A 19,358-nucleotide genomic window follows, 5' to 3' on the forward strand; every position below is an offset into this window, starting at 1 on the left:
CGGACGCGGGGGCGCCGCTCCAGCTCTCGCTGATCGTGGAGTCGCAGTCCGTCTTCTTCGGGGTGCCCTTGAAGGTGGTGTTCGTGAAGAACTGCCGCTTGAAGACGGGGGAGGTGCAGGTCGTGGCCGCCGAAGCGGTGGACACGGCGACGGTGGTGAGGAGACCGGCCGTGGTGGCCAGCACCACGGCCGTCGCCTGCAGGGTGGTCCTCATCGAGGGCTCAGACTCCGCTCGGCAGGGACGCACAGGCGTCCACGTTGCTGAAGGTCTCCGAGCCGTCGGGAGCGACGACCGAGAGCACGTAGAAGACGGTCGTGCCGTGGGGGACGGTGGGATCGGTGTAGTGGGTGGCGGTGGGGGCCAGCGGCACGTCCGTCACCCGCACGTAGGTGCTCGTCGCCGGGTCCCAGCGGTACACGTTGATGCCGGCGGCCTCCGTGGCCACCGAGTCCGCACAGTCGATGTACATGCCGCCCTCGTCGCCGAGGGTGGTGTAGGTGGTCAGCGAGCAGTCCGCGGTGTTCTCGGGGGCCACCGCCGGGGTGAGGTCCTGCTCGGTGACGGTGACCTCGGAGTAGCGTCCGCCCCATTTCGGGATGTCCCGACTGTCCTCGTACGAACCGGAGTTCCCGTAGATGTCGACCGGGACGACGATGTAGGTCTTCGTCTCGCCGTTCGCCACGTCCGGGCCGACGACGTACTCGGAGCTGCCGGCGGGGACGGACTCGATGTACGAGGGCTCGTAGTGCTCCGGGTCCTCGTACACCTCGTAGTGGTCGATGTCCGCCGCCGTGCTGTCGTCCCAGTCCAGCTTGACGCCGTACTCCAGGGGCTCGGCCGTCAGGTGGGTCACGGGCGGCGGCGGGACCTCGTCGCCGGGCCGGGTGACGGTCATGTCGGCGGAGCCGGTGGACCAGCGGCCCGCGGTGTTCTGCCGGATCATCACGTAGTGGTACGTGGCGCCCTGGTCGCCGTCGTAGTCGACACAGGAGCGGACCGTGTTGCCGGCCGCGTCCGTGCTCTTCTTGCGGCTGCGGCAGTCGGTGAGGTTGGTGTAGGTGAGCTCCACCGGGGAGGTCGTGGAGCGGTAGACGTCGTAGTCGGCGGTGTCGCCGCCCGCCGGCTCGGTCCACGTGAACACCGCGCCGTAGCGCGGCACGGTCGCCGTCACGTTCTGCGGCGGCAGGATCGACCGGGTGCTGCGCACCACGTTGGAGGCGCGGGCGTTCCCGGCCGCGTCGAGGGCGCTGACCCTGTAGTCGTAGGCGTAGCGGTAGGACGCCTTGGTGTCCGAGTAGCTCGTGCCGGTGGTCTCGGCGAGCTCGGTGTACGAGGTCTCCGACGCCGACTTGCGGAAGACCTTGTAGGTCGCGGCGTCCGCGGGAGCCGTCCAGGAGAGGTCGTTGGAGGCCTCGACGGCGGTGGCGGTGAGGACCGGGGCGGCGGGAGCGGTCCAGTCGTAGGAGGTGACCAGCTGGTCGGCGGAACCTGCCGACTCGTTGCCTGCTTTGTCGTAGGCGCGTACTTCGTAGTAGTACGACTGCCCGGTGGGCGGCGGCTGGTCGCCCGCGGTGCGCCGGGCGGGCGTGGTGGTGGCCACCCGGGTCCAGCTGCCGGACCCCTGCAGCCGCCGGTAGACGCGGTATCCGGCGAGGTCCATCTCCTTGTTGGCGGACCAGGTGAGTTCGGCGTACGCCGTCTCCCCGTCGGGGATGTAGTCGGCCGAGGCGCCGGTCGGCGCGAGGGGCTTGACCTTGTCGACGGTGGCGGAGGTGCGGGGTGTGTAGGTGAACTTGACCTTGGCGGCGCCGGTCCAGTTGACGTAGTCGATCCGCAGGGTGTGCTTGCCCTTGGGGACGGTGACGTTGACGGTCTTGGCCACCGTCTTGGTGGTGTTCTTCCACAGGTCGACCTTGCGGCTGCCGTCGAGGTGGACCCGGATGCCGTCGAGGCCGGAGGCGGTGAGGGCGAAGGGTCCGCCGGAGCCGAAGTCGCGGGTGACGCTCCAGCGGACGCCGAAGTTGTCCTTGGGCAGCCCGGACGCGGGGGCGCCGCTCCAGCTCTCGCTGATCGTGGAGTCGCAGTCCGTCTTCTTCGGGGTGCCCTTGAAGGTGGTGTTCGTGAAGAACTGCCGCTTGAAGACGGGGGAGGTGCAGGTCGTGGCCGCCGAAGCGGTCGTTCCTCTGATCGGATCGACACGGCGGGGGACGGCCGTCGCCGATGTCGACTCATGAGGAAACGACTTGGTTGTACTGATCTTTGCCTACCCATGAACTCCCTTTGGATGGAGGGTCCGTAAAGGGTGTTTGGAGGTGATTCCGCTGAGCCTTCACAGTTGCAGCGGAGCGTGGTGTTGCGCACTCGTTAAGTAGTTCCGCTTGACGTCGGGTGTGGCGTGCGCGTTGGCTTTTCAGACATCTGGGTCGCAAAGCAGCCCACGTCCGGAACGCACCTGAAGTGAGCCCCCGTATGCGTCGTATAGCCATGTTTGTGGCCGCGTCCACGATGACCCTTTCGCTTGCCGGCTGCGGCGTGCTCAACGCGACAGGATCGTCGACGTCCGCGACCCCGACGAAGGGCAACGACATCACGGTGGGCGTGCTGATGCCGGACAAGATCAACACCCGGTACTCCAACTTCGACGAGCCGATCATGGCGGCGAAGGTCGCCGAGCTCACCAACAAGCAGGGCAAGGTCGACTACCAGAACGCCGCGTCGTCCGCCTCCACGCAGGCGACGCAGATGCAGAAGATGATCGACGACAAGGTCGACGTGATCATCCTGGACGCCGTCGACGCGCACGCCATCGCGGGCGCCGTGAAGAAGGCCAAGGCCGCGGGTATCCCGGTCATCGCCTACGACCGCCTCGCCGAGGGCCCGATCGACGCCTACGTCTCCTTCGACAACGAGCTGGTGGGCGAGGTCCAGGCCCGTACCCTCCTGGAGGCCCTCGGCAGCAACGTCGACACCTCCGACAAGGTCATCATGATCAACGGGTCGCCGACCGACCCCAACGCCAAGCAGTTCAAGACGGGCGCCATGTCCGAGCTGAACGGCAAGGTGACGACCGCGGGCTACTCGTACGACACCAAGGACTGGAACCCGGACATCGCCGAGCAGGAGGTCACCAAGGCGGTCGACCTGCTCGGCAAGGACAACGTCGCCGCGGTCTACTCCGCCAACGACGCGATGGCGGGCGGCGTCGTCAAGGCCCTCAAGGCGGCGGGCGTCACCACCATGCCTCCGATCACCGGCCAGGACGCGGACCTCGACGCCATCCAGCGGATCCTCACCGGTGAGCAGTACATGACGGTCTACAAGCCGTACCCCGACGAGGCCGAGGCCGCCGCCCAGATGGCCGTCTACAAGGTCCAGGGCAAGGACATCCAGTTCGACGCGCTCACCCAGGACACCGTCGACAGCCCGACCACCAAGGACATCCCGTCCCAGCTGGTGCAGGTCAGCGCCGTGACCAAGAGCAAGATCAAGGACACCGTCGTCGCGGACGGCATCTACAAGATCTCGCAGATCTGCACGGCCGCGTACAAGACCGCTTGCGCGGAGGCGGGGCTCAAGTAGCCCTGGGGCACGGGTGGGGACGCTGACCGGCGCCGACAGGGTGCCTCCCCCAGCCTTCGGCTGGGGGAGGAACTGCGCGACCAGCCCCCACCGGGCCGCGGGCGACCGCGCGACCAGCCCCCAGGCACCCGCAGGTGACTACGCGACCCTCGTGAACTCCACCGTCACCTCCGGCGCCCCTGCCGGCACCCCCCGGTAGATCCCCTTGTGCGGCGTGACGTCGTCGTAGTCCCGCCCCCGCCCCACCACCACGTGGTCCTCCCCGGCCCGCACCCGGTTCGTCGGGTCGTACCCGCACCAGTCACCGGCCCAGTACTCGATCCACGCATGGCTCTGCCCGGCGACGGGCCGGTTCAGCTCGGCCTCCCGCTCCGGGTGCAGGTACCCGGAGACGTACCGGGCCGGCAGCCCCAGCCCCCGCAGCAGGGCGATGGTGAGGTGGGTGATGTCCTGGCAGACACCCGCCCGCTGCGCCCACGCCTCCGCGGGGGAGGTGTTCACGCCGGTCGTCCCCGGGAGGTACGCCACCCGGTCGGCGACCATCCCGGAGACGGCCGCCGCGGCCTCGTGCGGGCCCAGCCCCTCCGCGGCGCCCCGTGCCTTCCGCACCAGCTTCTTCGGCACCGTCGTCCGTCCCGTCGGGTTCACGAACTCCAGCAGCCGTGACCCCGCCGCCCGTCCGGCCAGCTCCGCCCACTCCGGTGCGGCCGGCAGCGGGCCCGGCGCCGCCGTCTCCACCAGGCTGGACGCGGTGATCGTCAGGTCCTCGTGCGGCTCCAGCAGGTCGAAGCCGGTGACCTGGGTGCCCCAGTAGTCCCAGTACGACCAGACGGCGGTCGCCGGCCGCACCGTGACCCGCGCGTCCAGCGTGGTCTGCCCCGGCAGGGTCAGCGGGGTCATCCGCACCTCGTTGTGCGAGGAGGCCGCGGGCTGCGCGTAGGAGACCCGGGTGGTGTGCCGGATCCGCAGACGACGAGCCATCTCAGGCTCCTTCCTGGGCCCACTGCACGGGCCCCTGGTACGGGAAGAACCGCTCCGCGACCGCGTCGGCGGACGCCATGCAGGCCTGCTGGAGGTCGCGCAGCAGGACCGGCAGCTGCTCCTCCAGGGACGCGGTGTCCAGGTATTCGAGGCGGGTGCGGGCCCGGCCGATCGGGGAGCGGGCCGGGTCCTGGCGGGGCCGGCCGAGCGCGGCCAGGCACTCCTCCGCCGTGGTCAGCGCGTGCAGCGCCGAGCGCGGGAAGTCCCGGTCCAGGAGCAGGAACTCGGCGACTCGCGGGGTGTCCCCGAAGCCGCTGTGCACGCGTGCGTACGCCTCGTCGGCGCCGCTGGCGCTGAGCAGCGTCGGCCAGTCCGGCGCGTGCGCCGCGTCCAGCACGCGCACGGAGAGCAGCCGTACCGTCATGTCCACCCGCTCCAGGCTCCGCCCGAGGACGACGAACCGCCAGCTGTCGTCCCGGCTCATGGTCGAGTCGGCCAGCCCGAAGAAGAGCGCGGCCCGGCTGCGGACCAGCTCCAGGTAGGCGTAGGGGCCGGTGCGGCGGGCCGCGCGGCGCCGGTCGCCGAGCGCGTGCCAGGTGGAGTTGAGGCACTCCCACATCTCCGAGGAGACGGCCTCGCGGGCACTGCGCGCGTTCAGCCGGGCGGCGCCGAGAGCGCCCTCGATGGCACAGGTGGAGCGGGCGTCGAAGGCGAGCTGGTCCAGGACCTGCTGCATGTCGACCCGTTCCGCGCCGACGTCCACGCCGAGGATCGCGTACAGCGACCGGCAGGCGGCGTCCTCGTCGCGCCAGGGGTCCTCCAGCAGCCGGTGCAGATAGGCGTCGAGGATGCGGCCGGTGGCGTCGGCCCGTTCGACGTACCGTCCGGTCCAGGTCAGCGACTCGGCGATACGGGAGAGGATCACGTCGTTCATCGAGCCCCCAGGTCACACATCGGCTGGTACGGTTGACACGTGCTGAGCGAGAACCGAGCCAGCACAACAACCTCCATTCCTTGGGGAAACCGGGCTGGTTCCAACCCGGCTGGTGCTGATCGCGTAAGACTCGACCGTTCGCTGAGCGGCCGAGCGGTGTGAGCCAGGAATCCCTCTCGTCCAAGAGAGGGAGGGTTCAATGCTGCTGCGCTCCTTCATTGCTGCGCCCCCTCTTGCACGACGCTGGGGGTGCTGGTGGGGCCGAGCTGTCGCGGGGCGACGTCGGGCTGTGCCGCTGTCGGTGCTGCCGGTCGCTCCGCCGGGCCCTCGGCGAGCACCCAGGTGTCCTTGGAGCCGCCGCCCTGGCTGGAGTTGACGATCAGGTTGCCCTCCTGGAGGGCGACCCGGGTGAGGCCGCCGGGCAGCACCCAGATGCCGTCGCCGTCGTTCACGGCGAACGGCCGCAGGTCAATGTGGCGCGGAGCCATCCGTTCACCCGAGAGGGTGGGCGAGGTGGACAGGGCGACCGGGCGCTGCGCGATGAAGCCGCGCGGATCGGCGGCGACGGCTTTGCGAGTGCGTTCCAGGGTCTCCCTGTCGGCCTTCGGGCCGATCACGATGCCCTGTCCGCCCGCCCCGTCGACGGGCTTCACGACCAGCTGGTCGAGCTGGTCGAGGACGGCCGCCAACTGCCCTGGTTCGTCGGGCCGGTAGGACTCCACGTTGGGGAGGACGGGTTCCTCGCCGAGGTAGTAGCGGATCAGGTCCGGGACGTAGGTGTAGAGGAGTTTGTCGTCCGCGATGCCGTTGCCCACGGCGTTCGCGAGTGTGACGTTTCCCGCGATGGCGGCGTTCAGGATGCCGGGGCAGCCGATCACCGAGTCGGGGCGGAAGTGCAGCGGGTCGAGGAAGTCGTCGTCGAGGCGCCGGTACACGACGTGCACGGGCACCTCGCCGCGGGTCGTCCGCATCCACACCCGGTTGCTCCGGCACACCAGGTCGTGCCCCTCCACCAGCTGCACGCCCATCAGCCGGGCCAGCAGGGCGTGTTCGAAGTAGGCCGCGTTGCTGGGACCGGGGGTGAGGACGACGACCCGGGGATCGCTCGCCGCCCCGCCCGGCGCGGCGGCCCGGAGGGCGGCGAGCAGCCGTCCCGGGTACCCGTCCACCGGGAGCACGTGCTGCTCGGCGAAGAGGGAGGGGAAGATCCGGGTCATCGCCCGCCGGTTCTCGATGACGTACGACACCCCGCTCGGCACCCGCACGTTGTCCTCGAGGACGCGGAAGGCCCCCGCCTCGTCCCGGACCAGGTCGATTCCGGCCACGTGGATGCGCACCCCGCCGGGCGGCTCCACCGCGTGCGCCGCCCGGTGGAAGTGCGGCGAGCCCAGCAGCAGCCGCCAGGGCACCACCCCGTCCTCGAAGGCCCGCGCGGGTCCGTAGGCGTCGGCCAGATAGGCCTCCAGTGCCCGGACCCGCTGGGCCACGCCTCTTCGTACGAGATCCCATTCCAGGGCGTCGAGGATCCTCGGCACCAGGTCGAGCGGCCACGGCCGCTCCTCGCCCGCGAAGGCGTAGGTCACCCCCCGGTCGGTGAAGGCCCGGGCCATCTGGTCGGCCCGGAACCGCAGTTCACTCGGTTCGATCGGCTGGAGCGCAGCCAGTACCGGCTCATAGGCGGTCCTGACCTCACCCGGCCGCTCAAACATCTCGTCCCACGCGTCGGCCAACGCGTACGCGTCGAATATGTCCGCCATGGAGGGACGTTAGAGCGGGCACGTAACGCGGCGATCACTGGCGGATTTCGGGGATTCGCCGGGACCGCCACGCCACGCGCCCGCGAGCGGCCCTCCCTGCAACGCACCTCCCCCGTGGGTGCGTTGCACGGGGCTCCGAGCCGATCGGGGGAGGATGGCCCGGGGCCCCGCCGGGCGTCGGCGACGCCCGTGGGAAGCGGCTCCACGATGCCGCGCCCACCCCGCCGCCACCACCGTCATCTTGTTGCAATGCGGCCGGCGGAGGCGGTGCGATATCCGGTCGCATCCGGTCATTACGGCGCCCCGGGTGGGGGAAGCCGTGTTGCGGACCCGGTCCGGACCGCTCATAGTTGCGCTGCGGAAGAGGCAGCAAACCGGGGGTGGAATGGTCGATGGCCGGGCACGGGACGGAGGATCATCCACACGGTGCCGACCGGCTGTGCGCCGTCGGGGACCGCGTGTACTCCCGCGCCGTGCGCCGGGGCCGGGTGCCGCGCACGGACGCCGACACGGTGCCCTGCCTGCTCGACCTGGCGCTGCTGCACCCCGACCCCGATGACATGGACTGGCTGGTGCCGACCGCGCCGCAGGAGGTCATGACCCGGCTGCTGCGCGGGGTGTACGACGAGGTGACGGACAGTCAGCGGCGGGTGGGGTCGGCGGTCGAGGCGTTCGAGTGGTACGCCGGTCTGGGACGGCAGTTGCAGGCCGTGTCGGCCTCCGCGGAGGGCACGTCGGCCATCCGGGTGCTCGACGGGCTGTCCCGGATCCAGGCGGCCATGGACGAGGCGACGGAGGCCTGCACGGAGCAGGTGCTGACCGTGCAGCCCGGCGGCATCCGGCGCGAGTCGGAGCTGACCGAGGGGCTGCACCGGGCGGTCGCCCTGCGCGGGCGGGGCGTGCGGATGCGCGACCTCTACACGCACGTCGCCCGGCACGGCCAGGGCCTGCTCAACTACCTGGAGCTGATGGGCGACGCGGTCGAGGCCCGCACGCTCGACGAGGTCATCGACCGCCTCATCCTCTTCGACCGCACGGTGGCCTTCATCCCCGCCAACTCCGACCGCACGATGGCCCTGGAGCTGCGCCACCCCGCCCTCGTCGAGTACTTCGTCACGGTCTTCGAGCGCCTCTGGCGCCTCGCGATCCCGCTCACCGCCCCGCTCCCCGACACCGGCATCGAGGGCATCTCGCACCGGGAGCAGTCCATCGCGGCGCTGCTCGCGGAGGGCCACCAGGACGCGGTGATCGCCGAGCGCCTCGGCATCAGCGTGCGCACCTGCCGGGCCCACATCGCCCGCCTCTCCGAGACCCTCGGCGCGGCCAGCCGGACCCAGCTGGGCGTGCGCATAGCGCAGGTCGGGCTGGACCGGCCGCCGGGCGGCACGGGCGCGGCCCCCGACACGGCCCCCGGCGCGGCCTCGGAGACGGTCAGCCTTCCTGATCAAGGATCCCCGAGCGTGAGATGAGGTAGCCGAGCTGGGCGCGGCTCTCGCTGCCCAGGGTGGCGGCCAGTTTGGCGATGTGGACGCGGGCGGTGCGGATGTTCATGCCGAGGCGTTCCGCGACGACGGCGTCCGTGTGCCCCTCCACGAGGAGGGCGGCGATGGCCTGCTGGCGGGGGGTGATGCCGTTGACGGTGGGGCGTTGCTCAAGGATCGGGTAGAGGGGGCTGGCCAGGCGCCAGAGGCGGTCGAAGGTCGTGACGAAGTAGGTGATCAGCGCCGGGTGACGGGCCTCCAGGGCCAGGGTGCCGTCGGCGGCGGCGGGCACGAAGGCGACGGTCCGGTCGACGACGATCAGCCGGTCCGGGGTCTCGTCGAGGCCGCGCACCTCGATGTCGCCCCGCAGCCGCTCGAAGCCGCCGTACACGGCCGGGACATGGCGCAGGGTGTGCTGGTAGAGGGCGCGGATGCGGGCGCCGCGGTCGAGGATCGCCTGGTCGCGCTCGCGGGCGGCCGCGACGGCGGCGCGGGCACGGGGGCCGGTCAGCCCGGCGTGCGACTGGATGCAGAGCACCTCACGGGCCGCCTCGGTCATGGCGTCGGTGATGGCCTGGTTGATGGGCTTGGTGCCGCTGTGCAGGCGGAGCGTGGGGGTCTCGCCGGCCGGGGCCGGGTCGCCGGCCCGCAGCAGCGGTTCGAACTGTGCCAGGAGCCGCTCCTCGCGCCGTCGTTCGTCGGCGATCCGGGCGGCGGAGGAGCGCAGCAGCCGGTGCAGGGCCGCGGCGGGGGCCACCGGCTCCAGCCGGCCCAGGTCGTCGAGGGCCGGGTGGAGCAGGCCGAAGTCGGTGAGGCAGGGAGCCTCGGCGGCGTCCCCCGCGCTGATGTGCCCGGTGCGCAGGGCGCGTTCGTACAGCTTCGCGCCGGCCGGGCAGAGCTCGTCGACACCGTGTTCGCAGTGGGTCACGGTCGGCCCTCGCGGTCCTTGAGGATCCCGGACTCCCCGATGAGGTAGCCGAGCTGGGCGCGGCTCTCACTGCCCAGGGTGGCGGCGAGCTTGGCGATGTGGACGCGGGCGGTGCGGATGTTCATGCCCAGGCGGGCGGCGATGACGGCGTCGGTGTGGCCCTCGACGAGGAGGGCGGCGATGGCCTGCTGGCGGGGGGTGACGCCGTTGACGGAGGGGCGGTGCTCGGCTTTGGGGAACATCGGGGTGGCCAGGTGCCAGAGGCGGGCGAAGGCGGTGGCGAAGTAGCCGACGAGTGCGGGGTGGCGGACTTCGAGGGCGGTGCTGCCGTCGTCGTCGGCGGGGAGGAAGGCGACGGAGCGGTCGACGACGATCAGCCGGTCGGGCACCTCGTCGAGGCCGCGGGCCACGTTGTCGCCCTTCAGGGACTCGGCGTAGGTGTAGACCGTCTGCACGTGGAACAGGGTGTTCTGGTAGAGCGTGCGGACCCGGCCGCCACGGTCGAGGAACGACTTGTCGCGTTCGTAGGCGACGGATTCCGCGGCGGTGCCGCGCTCGCCGACCATGCCGGCGTGCGGCTGGATGCAGAGGATCTCCTCCCGGGCCTGTGCCATCGCCTCGGCGATGGCCTGGTTGATCCGCCGGGTGCCGCTGAGCAGCCGCAGCGCCGGGGTGGAGGCCGGCACCGTGCCACTGCCGGGTGCGAGGCGCATCAGCGGTGCGAAGAGCTCCGCCAGCAGCTCCTGCCGCCGCCACTCACCGGCGATGCGGACGCGGGGGCCGCGCAGCAGCCGGTCGAGGGCGACGGCCGGGGCCACGGGCTCCAGCCGGCCGGGGTCGGCCGGCGCCGGGTGCAGCAGGCCGAGTGCGACGAGGCAGGGGGCCTCGGCGGCGTCCGGGGCGCGGATGTGCCCCTGGTCCAGGGCGCGTTCGTACAGTCTCGTCCCCGCGGTGCACAGGTCCTGCAGGCCGTGCTCGGCGTGTGGGGCCCGGGTCACCGGATCCCGTCCGCCCCGGGGAGCTTCTGGTCCAGGATCCCGGACTGGGCGATCAGGTAGCCGAGCTGCGCACGGCTGCCGCTGCCGAGCGTCTGGGCCAGCTTGGCGATGTGGGCCCGGCAGGTGCGCACGTTCATGCCCAGGCGGCGGGCGATGGCTTCGTCGACGTGGCCCTCGACCAGGAGCTTGGCGATGGAGTGCTGGATCTCCGTGATGCCGTCCGGAGCGGTGTCGTAGGGCGCGCCGGTGCTGAGTGGCACGGCGCGGTCCCACAGGAACTCGAAGAGTTTGATCAGGTAGCGGACCAGGCCGGGGTGGCGCAGCTCCAGGGCGACCTGCTGGTCGTCGCGGGCGGGTATGAAGGCGACGCTCTCGTCGCAGATGATCAGCCGCTCGACCAGTTCGTCGATGGTGCGGTACTCCGCCTTGCCGTTGGAGAGCTGGGCCGTGTAGGCGAGCTTCTCGGGGCTGTAGCGAGCCGTGTGCTGGTAGAGGGTGCGGATCCGCACACCACGTTCGATGAGGGGCCGGTCCCGTTCGAGGCCCTGGATCAGGCTGTGTTCCGGGCGGTTGCCGCTGGGCTGGATGGCCAGTACCTCGGACTGGCACTGGGCGGTCGCGAGGTTGAGGGCGGCGTTGATCCGGGCGCCCCCCTCCAGCACGGTGATCGAGTCGGTGTGTGTGGTGGTCTGGGCGCTGAGGGCCATGAACGGCTCGAAGGCGTCCGCGAGGCTGATCGACAGCCGCCTGCGCTCGTTGATCTCCTGCTCGATGGGATTGAGCCACTGGGCCAGGGCGACGCCGGGAGGTGTGGGACGTAGCCAGTCCGGGCTGTCCGGGTCGGGGTGAAGCAGGGCGAACTCCATCAAGCACGGAGCTTCCTCCGCGTCCCGGCGGGCTATTCGTCCTGTGCGCAGCGCGGCTGCGTAGAGTCGTCCCCCTTCCTCACAAAGGTTGGTCACCGCATGGGGATGTGCCGCCTTTGTCTGATTTGTTGTCAAATCTCCACCCCCCAGGGTCCTGAACATGCAGGAACATGATGCACCGATTGTGTGGTCATGACGTGCCTGAATGAGCCATCGTCTTATCCAACGGGGAAGAGGGACCTTCAAGTGAGGACGAAGCCGACTATGCGTAAGAGAATGCTTCGCTCGGTACTTGTCGCTGCCTTCTCCGCCGTTGTGGCCCTCGGAGTGCTGAGTGGCCAGTCCGGCGGGAAGAGCGATACTCGTGCGGACACTGCATGGCCCGCAGTGGCCGCCGCCATCTCCACTGCCGACAGTGCGTCGCCGGCCGGCGGAGACGTGGAGGGGAGCTGACGGTGACCACCCCACCCGACGACCGCTCCTTCCGTAGGGAAATGGCCACGGCCTACCGCTCGGGCTGGCACTTCATCGACCTCGTCACCGCGATCCCCCACTCCGGTGACTCGTTGATGGTGACCGTCTTCGGTGAGCCGGTCGTCGTCACGCGGGACGAGGACGAGGACGTACGGGCGTACCGGTGCCTGCGCAAGCCCCGGGGTGCGCCGCAGCCCGTGCGGTGCGCGATCCGGTACGGAATGATCTTTGTGAACCTGGACCAACGGGACCACCGGCTGGCTGAGCCGGACGTCCCGGACGTGAGGACCATCTCGGCCACCCCCCGCAGTGCCTGACGCGATTCCCCCGTCGTAAAAGATCGCTCAGGTGCTTCCCCCCGCAGCGGCGTCACCGTGACCTGAACACGGTGACGCCGCTGCAGTTTTCAGGCGACATTTCGGTTCATCGGCCGTTTTCGGCTGTGCCCCATGGTGGCTGAAACCAGCCGCCGGAACGGGGCGACCGCCCTGCCCCGTTTCCGTCCCTCAGCCCCGCCCCAGCGCCCGCTCCACCGCGATCTCGATCACCACCCGCGACGGGTTCTCCGCGGGCGTCCTCCCGTACCGCTCGGCGTACCGGCGCTCCGCCTCCGCGACCCGCGCGGGCTCGGTCCTGACGGACGCCCGGCCCTCCAGCGTCGCCCACCGCCGCCCCGCCACCTGGCACACCGCCACCCGCGCCCCGTCCGGCCCCGCCGCCAGCACGTGGGAGACCTTCGCGCTCGTCCTGTTGGTGATCACCCGGGCGAGGCCGGCCTCCGGGTCGTAGGTCACCCCGACCGGCACGACGTGCGGGCTGCCGTCGGGCCGCAGGGTCGTGAGGGTGCACAGGTGGCGTTCCGCCCAGAAGCGCAGGTACACCTCGTCCGGGGCCGCGGGGTCCACACGGTAGGTACTCATGGTCCGGAAGGTAGTCCCGGGAAGGGCTCCCGCTCGCACCTTGAGTGGAATAGACTCAACTTTGTGTACGTTGGCTGAGTCAGCCGTACGACGCCGAGGAGGAGAACGCGAACGTGGACGCCGAGCTGACCAACAGGAGCCGGGACGCGATCAACGCGGCCAGCAACCGGGCCGTGACCGAGGGACACGCGGACCTCACCCCTGCCCACCTGCTGCTGGCTCTGCTGGCGGGGCAGGACAACGAGAACATCACCGACCTGCTCTCGGCGGTCGACGCCGACCAGGCCGCCGTACGCCAGGGCGCCGAGCGCGTGCTGGCCGCGCTGCCCAGCGTGACCGGTTCCACGGTCGCGCCCCCGCAGCCCAACCGCGACCTGCTCGCGGTCATCGCCGACGCCGGTGAACGCGCCAAGGACCTCGGCGACGACTACCTCTCCACCGAGCACCTGCTCATCGGCATCGCCGCGAAGGGCGGCGCGGCCGGCGAGGTGCTCGACCGGCAGGGCGCGTCCGCGAAGAAGCTGGCCGAGGCCTTCCAGAAGGCGCGCGGCGGCCGCCGGGTGACCACCGCCGACCCCGAGGGCCAGTACAAGGCGCTGGAGAAGTTCGGCACCGACTTCACCGCCGCGGCCCGGGACGGCAAGCTCGACCCCGTGATCGGCCGCGACCAGGAGATCCGCCGGGTCGTGCAGGTCCTCTCCCGCCGTACCAAGAACAACCCCGTCCTCATCGGCGAGCCCGGCGTCGGCAAGACCGCCGTCGTCGAGGGGCTCGCGCAGCGGATCGTGAAGGGCGACGTCCCCGAGTCGCTGAAGGACAAGCGGCTGGTCTCGCTGGACCTGGGGGCCATGGTCGCCGGCGCCAAGTACCGCGGCGAGTTCGAGGAGCGGCTGAAGACCGTCCTCGCCGAGATCAAGGACTCCGACGGGCAGATCATCACCTTCATCGACGAGCTGCACACGGTCGTCGGCGCGGGCGCCGGCGGCGACTCCGCCATGGACGCGGGCAACATGCTCAAGCCGATGCTGGCCCGCGGCGAACTGCGCATGGTCGGCGCCACCACCCTTGACGAGTACCGCGAGCGCATCGAGAAGGACCCGGCCCTGGAGCGCCGCTTCCAGCAGGTACTGGTCGCCGAGCCGACGGTCGAGGACACCATCGCGATCCTGCGCGGCCTGAAGGGCCGTTACGAGGCCCACCACAAGGTGCAGATCGCGGACTCGGCGCTGGTCGCCTCCGCGACCCTCTCCGACCGCTACATCACCTCCCGCTTCCTCCCCGACAAGGCCATCGACCTCGTCGACGAGGCGGCCTCCCGGCTCCGCATGGAGATCGACTCGTCCCCAGTCGAGATCGACGAACTCCAGCGCTCCGTGGACCGGTTGAAGATGGAGGAGCTGGCGCTGGAGAAGGAGACCGACCCGGCCTCACGGGAGCGTCTGGAGAAGCTGCGCCGCGACCTCGCCGACAAGGAGGAGGACCTGCGCGGCCTCAACGCCCGCTGGGAGCGCGAGAAGCAGTCCCTGAACCGGGTCGGCGAGCTGAAGGAGAAGCTCGACGCCCTGCGTGGCACCGCCGAACGCGCCCAGCGCGACGGCGACTTCGACACCGCCTCCAAGCTGCTGTACGGCGAGATCCCGCAGCTGGAGAAGGAGCTGGAGGCCGCGTCCGAGGCCGAGGAGGAGACGGCCAAGGACACCATGGTCAAGGACGAGGTCGGTTCCGACGACATCGCCGACGTGGTCGCCGCCTGGACCGGCATCCCGGCCGGCCGCCTGCTGGAGGGCGAGACCCAGAAGCTGCTCCGCATGGAGGACGAGCTGGGCCGTCGCCTGATCGGCCAGACCGAGGCCGTACGAGCGGTGTCGGACGCCGTACGACGGTCCCGCGCCGGGATCGCCGACCCGGACCGCCCCACCGGCTCCTTCCTCTTCCTCGGCCCGACCGGCGTCGGCAAGACCGAACTCGCCAAGGCCCTCGCCGACTTCCTCTTCGACGACGAGCGGGCGATGGTCCGCATCGACATGTCGGAGTACAGCGAGAAGCACAGCGTGGCCCGGCTGGTCGGCGCCCCGCCCGGCTACGTCGGCTACGAGGAGGGCGGCCAGCTCACCGAGGCGGTCCGCCGCAGGCCCTACACCGTGGTCCTCCTGGACGAGGTGGAGAAGGCCCACCCCGAGGTCTTCGACATCCTCCTCCAGGTGCTGGACGACGGCCGCCTCACCGACGGCCAGGGCCGCACGGTCGACTTCCGCAACACCATCCTGGTGCTGACGTCCAACCTGGGCAGCCAGTACCTGGTCGACCCGGCGCTCAGCCCGGAGGAGAAGAAGGAGCAGGTACTGGAGACGGTCCGGCGGTCCTTCAAGCCGGAGTTCCTGAACCGCCTGGACGACCTGGTGGTCTTCTCGGCCCTGGAGAAGGACGAACTGGCCCGGATCGCCCGCCTCCAGATCGACCGCCTCGCCAAGCGCCTCGCCGACCGCCGGCTCGCCCTGGAGATCACCCCCGAGGCCCTGGCCTGGCTCGCCGAGGAGGGCAACGACCCCGCCTACGGCGCCCGCCCGCTGCGCCGCCTGGTCCAGACCGCCATCGGCGACCGGCTGGCCAAGGAGATCCTGGCCGGCGAGGTCAAGGACGGCGACACGGTCCGCGTGGACGCGTTCGGGGAGGGGCTGATCGTGGGACCGGCGACGGCGGAGGAGGCCGTGGAAAACGCCGGTCAGGAGACCGGAAAGACGCTCTGAGCGGAATTCCGCCAACGCGAGATGAACCCGCCGGGGCGGGGGTTGCCACCCCCCTCCCCGGATGGGGGAGGATGGCGGAATCCGCATGAAGGGAAAAACACGGTGACCATCGACCCGTCCTCGATTCCGAACTTCGGGGGCCAGCCCGAGCCGCAGCCCCAAGGACCGGCGGGCCCCGTCGTCCCGGATCAGGATCTTGTGAAGCAGCTCCTCGACCAGATGGAGCTGAAGTACGTCGTCGACGACGAGGGCGACCTCGCGGCGCCGTGGGAGCAGTTCCGCACGTATTTCATGTTCCGCGGCGAGGACGAGCAGGCAGTCTTCTCGGTGCGGACGTTCTACGACCGCCCCCACAAGATCGACGAGAAGCCGCAGCTCCTTGAGTCCATCGACGACTGGAACCGTCGGACGCTGTGGCCCAAGGTCTACACCCACACCCACGACGACGGCACCGTCCGTCTCATCGGTGAGGCCCAGATGCTCATCGGCACGGGTGTCGACATCAACCACTTCGTCTCGTCGACGGTCAGCTGGGTGCGGGCCGCGATCGAGTTCGACAAGTGGCTCGTCGAGCAGCTCGGCCTGGAGGAGGCCGTCAACGAGGCCGAAGAGCCGGAAGACGGCGACGAGTAAGCAGCAGACCTAGAGCGGTGTGTGCGCGTACACGACGAGGTACGTGCCGTAGCCGAACGAGAGCCCGGCCAGGGCCGTGACCACCACCGTCGCGTGCCAGGGCCGGGCTCTCGCCGTGCGGACCAGCGCCCGGGCCAGCGGGAGCAGCAGCGGGAAGGCCGGGAGCAGGAAGCGCGGCTTCGACTCGAAGAAGCCCGAGCCGCCGAGCGCGATCAGCAGGAGCACGGCGGTGTAGGCGAGCACCGGGAACGGGGCGCGGTCCAGTGCCAGCAGGGCGAACAGGACCACCGCCGCCGCCACGATCACCAGCGCCATCGGGAAGACGAACCGGTCGCCGCGCAGCAGCAGCGTACGGACGACGGCCAGCGAGCCCCGGCCGAAGTCGAAGCGCGAGCCCCACAGCCGCTGTACGCCGAAGTAGCCGCCCAGCGCGTCGCCGGTGCGGCGGCCGACCCACAGGACGTACGCGGTCCAGCCCAGCGGGGCGAGCGCCGCGCCCGTCCACAGCCTGTGGGCAACCCGGCCGCGGGCGCGGTGCAGCTCGCGGGCTGCGGCGAGCAGCACGGCCACCGCGACCGCGAAGCCGTTCGGGCGGGACAGCCCGGCCAGGGCGGCCAGGCTGCCGGCCCACAGCCAGTTCCCGGCCAGGACGGCGTACAGCGACCAGGCGGCGAAGGCGGTCAGGACCGGTTCCGTGTACGCCATGGACAGCACCACGGAGTGCGGGAGCAGCCCCCAGAGCAGCACCAGGGCGGTGCCCACCGCACGGCCGTGCAGCCGGGCGCCCACCGCGTAGATGCCGCCCGCGGCGACGGCGGCCGCCGTCCACGACACCAGCAGCCCCGCGCCGGCCCCGCTGAGCGGGGTCACGGCCGTCAGGGTCCGGATCAGCGCCGGGTAGAGCGGGAAGAACGCCAGGTCGCTGTGGACGATGCCGGGGCCGAAGTACAGGGTGCGGCCGTAGCCGTGTGCCGCGATCCCCAGGTACCAGGCCGCGTCCCACGACCTCCCGAGCAGCGTCAGCGGATGCCGGCCGCCCGCCCAGGCGGCCAGCGCCAGCACGGCCATGCCGGTGAGCCGCGCCGCCGCGAACAGCCCCACGGCGACCCCGCCGGCGGTGACGACGGACAGCCGGGCGCCGGGCTGCTGCGCGACGGGCGGGGCGAGGGCGGTGGTGCTGGCGTGGCTCACATTCGCACAGTGCCGGGAGACGCGGGGAGGGGCGAGAAATGGACGCCCGATGGAGGGAGACACCACATGGTGCACGTGATCCGGCCAAGCCACCGATCACCGAATTCCGGGCGAGGCGATCGCCGGCGGCGTGCAGGCGATCCCGGCGACCTCGACCCGAACACCCCACGCTTCAAGTGTCCTGGCTGTCTGTACCAGGGTGACCTGCGAGAACGGGAACAGGGTGTCGGCGGTGAGGTCGGTGCCGTCCTTCAGCAGGATGGCAAAGACGACCTTGGAAGGACGGAAGCCCTCCGGTAGCCCGCGCCCATTCCGCGCCGCGGCCACTTTCCGGGCGAATCGCTCCCTTCCCTCCGGGGAGTTTCGCAGCGTCTGTACGGCGACGAGTGCCTGGCTGAAGAGGTGGCTCAGCGCGTCGGAACCCCTGGCGCGCTTCACCATGACCAGGACATTGTCCGGGCTCAGCAGGTCGCAGATCTCAACGCCGTTCCCGCGGTGCAACGCGGTCTGAACGTTGTCGCGGTCGAAGCAGACGTATCCGGGCCGCTGGTCCGGCACGGACGCGTTGTAGGTGCGCTCCCTCTCCCCGGGGATCCAAGGGGGCAGGTCGACGGACGGGGTGTCGGTGATCAGCCGTTCGGCGTGCGAGCGGATCGTCTTCAGGTACTCCTGGTCGACCTCGTACCAGTGCTCGTCCATCAAGAAGAACCGGCGGGAGTCGAGAAACACTTCCGCCTCGATCCAGCGAAGAGCGCTGGATGTCCAGATTTCGTCGGCCCGGTCGGCGCGGTTGTGCCGATAGAGCGTGACGGTTCCTTCCCGGAGCGCGGCCACGCGGCTGCCCGCACGCTGGACGCGCGCACGGCAGAGGACGTACTCAAGGTCGAAGTCGTCGGTCGACCGGCCGGCCGAGTCGCTGTTGATCCTGGCCCTGAACGCCCGAGCGGCCATGTAGTCGTCCCAACGGTCGGCGGGGACGGCGACGCTGATTCTCCCGTCGGGCTCCTGACCCAGAAGGTCGTCGAGCATGGCCTCCAGGCGGGTGCCAAGGCTGGGGTCGTCGACGGGCACGACGTGTTCGACGAACTCCAGCTCCGGAGTCGGCTTCTCCTCACGCAGGACGCGAGCGATCGCACGGATGTCGGCGATCAGGTCGGCGCCCTCCACGCCGAGCCGCATGCGTAGGCCGGCGCCACCCTCGGCACTGGAGATCTTCCCCGGGTTGTCCCGGGAGATGGTGAGAGGAATGTTGTCCAGGTGCCCGCCGAGACGGCGCACGATCTGTGCGTGCTCGACGATTCCCAGGCTCCACACCGAGGCTCCGCTGGGGATCAGAGTGATGTCGGTGCGTCCTCCGCCCGGCGTGTGCGACACAAGGTCCCGGATCTTCGCGGGGTCCACCCGGCGGGACGCGAAGCTCAGCCCGAAGCGGTGGTCCTTCAGACCGTCGGGCACCAAGCGGAAGCCCTGGTCATAGCCGATCGCGTACACCTCACCGTCGACTGCGACCATCAGCAGGCCGGCCGAGCGGTTGACGGGCCGTGACACCTCGATACCCGTCGTTCGGAAGATCTCGTCGCACCAGCTCGCGACGGGCTGCTCGAAGCTGCCGGTGACCAGGACTGCCGGTACACCGAGGTTCTCGGGGACGTCGACATCCGCGTGGACCCTTTCCAACTGGTCCGCGTCCAAGGCGTCGAACATCGCGTCGGCAGTGGGAGGCACGCCTCTGAGCCGGTACAGGGTTCGCTTGGACGTACGGGCCGTCATACCGCTGCTCCTCGTTCTGGTCTGCGTGGACGGTCGCGGTAACCGTCCTCGTGGTGTCGTTCTCACGTATGTCTCCTCCCGGCGGCGCGCCTCACCTG

At 70.6% G+C, this 19,358-nt stretch carries 15 protein-coding genes and 1 pseudogene; 5 read left to right on the top strand and 11 right to left on the bottom strand.

What is annotated here, in order from left to right; translation table 11 throughout:
• Both JF597_RS38195 and JF597_RS38200 read right to left on the bottom strand, forming a co-directional pair.
• A pseudogene (locus tag JF597_RS38195) lies at nt 1–214 on the bottom strand (cellulose 1,4-beta-cellobiosidase); the annotation flags it as partial.
• Between the two features lie 7 nt (nt 215–221).
• Nucleotides 222–2,189, bottom strand: a complete 1,968-nt coding sequence (locus JF597_RS38200; RefSeq protein ID WP_294006932.1) for a PA14 domain-containing protein — start codon at nt 2,187–2,189, stop codon at nt 222–224.
• A 281-nt stretch (nt 2,190–2,470) separates the two neighbouring features.
• Here JF597_RS38200 and JF597_RS38205 point away from each other — a divergent pair, with 281 nt between their 5' ends.
• Complete coding sequence (locus tag JF597_RS38205; protein ID WP_294006859.1) at nt 2,471–3,580, top strand: substrate-binding domain-containing protein; 1,110 nt, start codon at nt 2,471–2,473, stop codon at nt 3,578–3,580.
• Nucleotides 3,581–3,718: 138 nt separating this feature from the next.
• Here the strand turns inward: JF597_RS38205 and JF597_RS38210 are convergent, their stop codons facing one another.
• The 3 genes from JF597_RS38210 to JF597_RS38220 form a co-directional block, all read right to left on the bottom strand.
• Entirely contained in the window at nt 3,719–4,561 is an 843-nt protein-coding gene (locus JF597_RS38210; RefSeq protein ID WP_294006862.1) for a transglutaminase family protein, read from the bottom strand.
• Nucleotide 4,562: 1 nt separating this feature from the next.
• Nucleotides 4,563–5,495 (bottom strand): alpha-E domain-containing protein, encoded by a 933-nt coding sequence (locus tag JF597_RS38215; protein ID WP_294006864.1) that lies wholly within the window; start codon nt 5,493–5,495, stop codon nt 4,563–4,565.
• Between the two features lie 215 nt (nt 5,496–5,710).
• The gene (locus JF597_RS38220; RefSeq protein WP_294006867.1) at nt 5,711–7,252 is read right to left on the bottom strand and encodes a circularly permuted type 2 ATP-grasp protein; all 1,542 of its coding nucleotides are present in this window, start codon (nt 7,250–7,252) and stop codon (nt 5,711–5,713) included.
• A gap of 392 nt (nt 7,253–7,644) precedes the next feature.
• Here JF597_RS38220 and JF597_RS38225 point away from each other — a divergent pair, with 392 nt between their 5' ends.
• The gene (locus JF597_RS38225) at nt 7,645–8,721 is read left to right on the top strand and encodes a helix-turn-helix transcriptional regulator (RefSeq protein WP_294006869.1); all 1,077 of its coding nucleotides are present in this window, start codon (nt 7,645–7,647) and stop codon (nt 8,719–8,721) included.
• Here the strand turns inward: JF597_RS38225 and JF597_RS38230 are convergent.
• Genes JF597_RS38230 through JF597_RS38240 form a run of 3 tightly spaced genes read right to left on the bottom strand, consistent with a single transcriptional unit; the run spans nt 8,684 to nt 11,687 of the window.
• Entirely contained in the window at nt 8,684–9,661 is a 978-nt protein-coding gene (locus JF597_RS38230; RefSeq protein WP_294006872.1) for a helix-turn-helix transcriptional regulator, read from the bottom strand. The genes JF597_RS38225 and JF597_RS38230 overlap by 38 nt on opposite strands.
• Nucleotides 9,658–10,659: a helix-turn-helix transcriptional regulator gene (locus JF597_RS38235; protein ID WP_294006875.1), complete on the bottom strand. Its 1,002-nt coding sequence runs from the start codon at nt 10,657–10,659 to the stop codon at nt 9,658–9,660. The genes JF597_RS38230 and JF597_RS38235 overlap by 4 nt, the downstream gene beginning before the upstream one ends.
• Complete coding sequence (locus JF597_RS38240; protein ID WP_294006878.1) at nt 10,656–11,687, bottom strand: helix-turn-helix transcriptional regulator; 1,032 nt, start codon at nt 11,685–11,687, stop codon at nt 10,656–10,658. The genes JF597_RS38235 and JF597_RS38240 overlap by 4 nt, the downstream gene beginning before the upstream one ends.
• Nucleotides 11,688–12,019: 332 nt before the next feature.
• Here JF597_RS38240 and JF597_RS38245 point away from each other — a divergent pair, with 332 nt between their 5' ends.
• Nucleotides 12,020–12,316 carry a (2Fe-2S)-binding protein gene (locus JF597_RS38245; RefSeq protein WP_167449907.1) on the top strand — a complete coding sequence of 99 codons (297 nt, stop codon included), beginning with the start codon at nt 12,020–12,022 and terminating at the stop codon, nt 12,314–12,316.
• 189 nt (nt 12,317–12,505) lie between these two features.
• Here the strand turns inward: JF597_RS38245 and JF597_RS38250 are convergent, their stop codons facing one another.
• The gene (locus JF597_RS38250) at nt 12,506–12,919 is read right to left on the bottom strand and encodes a pyridoxamine 5'-phosphate oxidase family protein (protein WP_294006881.1); all 414 of its coding nucleotides are present in this window, start codon (nt 12,917–12,919) and stop codon (nt 12,506–12,508) included.
• Between the two features lie 113 nt (nt 12,920–13,032).
• Here JF597_RS38250 and clpB point away from each other — a divergent pair, with 113 nt between their 5' ends.
• Nucleotides 13,033–15,666, top strand: coding sequence for an ATP-dependent chaperone ClpB (gene clpB / locus JF597_RS38255; RefSeq protein ID WP_294006884.1), 2,634 nt, complete (start codon nt 13,033–13,035; stop codon nt 15,664–15,666).
• Between the two features lie 102 nt (nt 15,667–15,768).
• Nucleotides 15,769–16,299 carry a YbjN domain-containing protein gene (locus JF597_RS38260; protein ID WP_294006887.1) on the top strand — a complete coding sequence of 177 codons (531 nt, stop codon included), beginning with the start codon at nt 15,769–15,771 and terminating at the stop codon, nt 16,297–16,299.
• 9 nt (nt 16,300–16,308) lie between these two features.
• Here JF597_RS38260 and JF597_RS38265 read toward each other — a convergent pair whose 3' ends face one another.
• Nucleotides 16,309–17,367: a hypothetical protein gene (locus JF597_RS38265; protein WP_294006936.1), complete on the bottom strand. Its 1,059-nt coding sequence runs from the start codon at nt 17,365–17,367 to the stop codon at nt 16,309–16,311.
• Between the two features lie 219 nt (nt 17,368–17,586).
• On the bottom strand, nt 17,587–19,260 hold the full coding sequence (locus JF597_RS38270) for a TIGR04141 family sporadically distributed protein (protein ID WP_294006890.1): 1,674 nt from the start codon (nt 19,258–19,260) through the stop codon (nt 17,587–17,589).
• Nucleotides 19,261–19,358: the final 98 nt, after the last annotated feature.

The sequence above is a fragment of the Streptomyces sp. genome, assembly GCF_019510245.1.
In the GTDB taxonomy this organism is placed as follows: domain Bacteria; phylum Actinomycetota; class Actinomycetes; order Streptomycetales; family Streptomycetaceae; genus Streptomyces.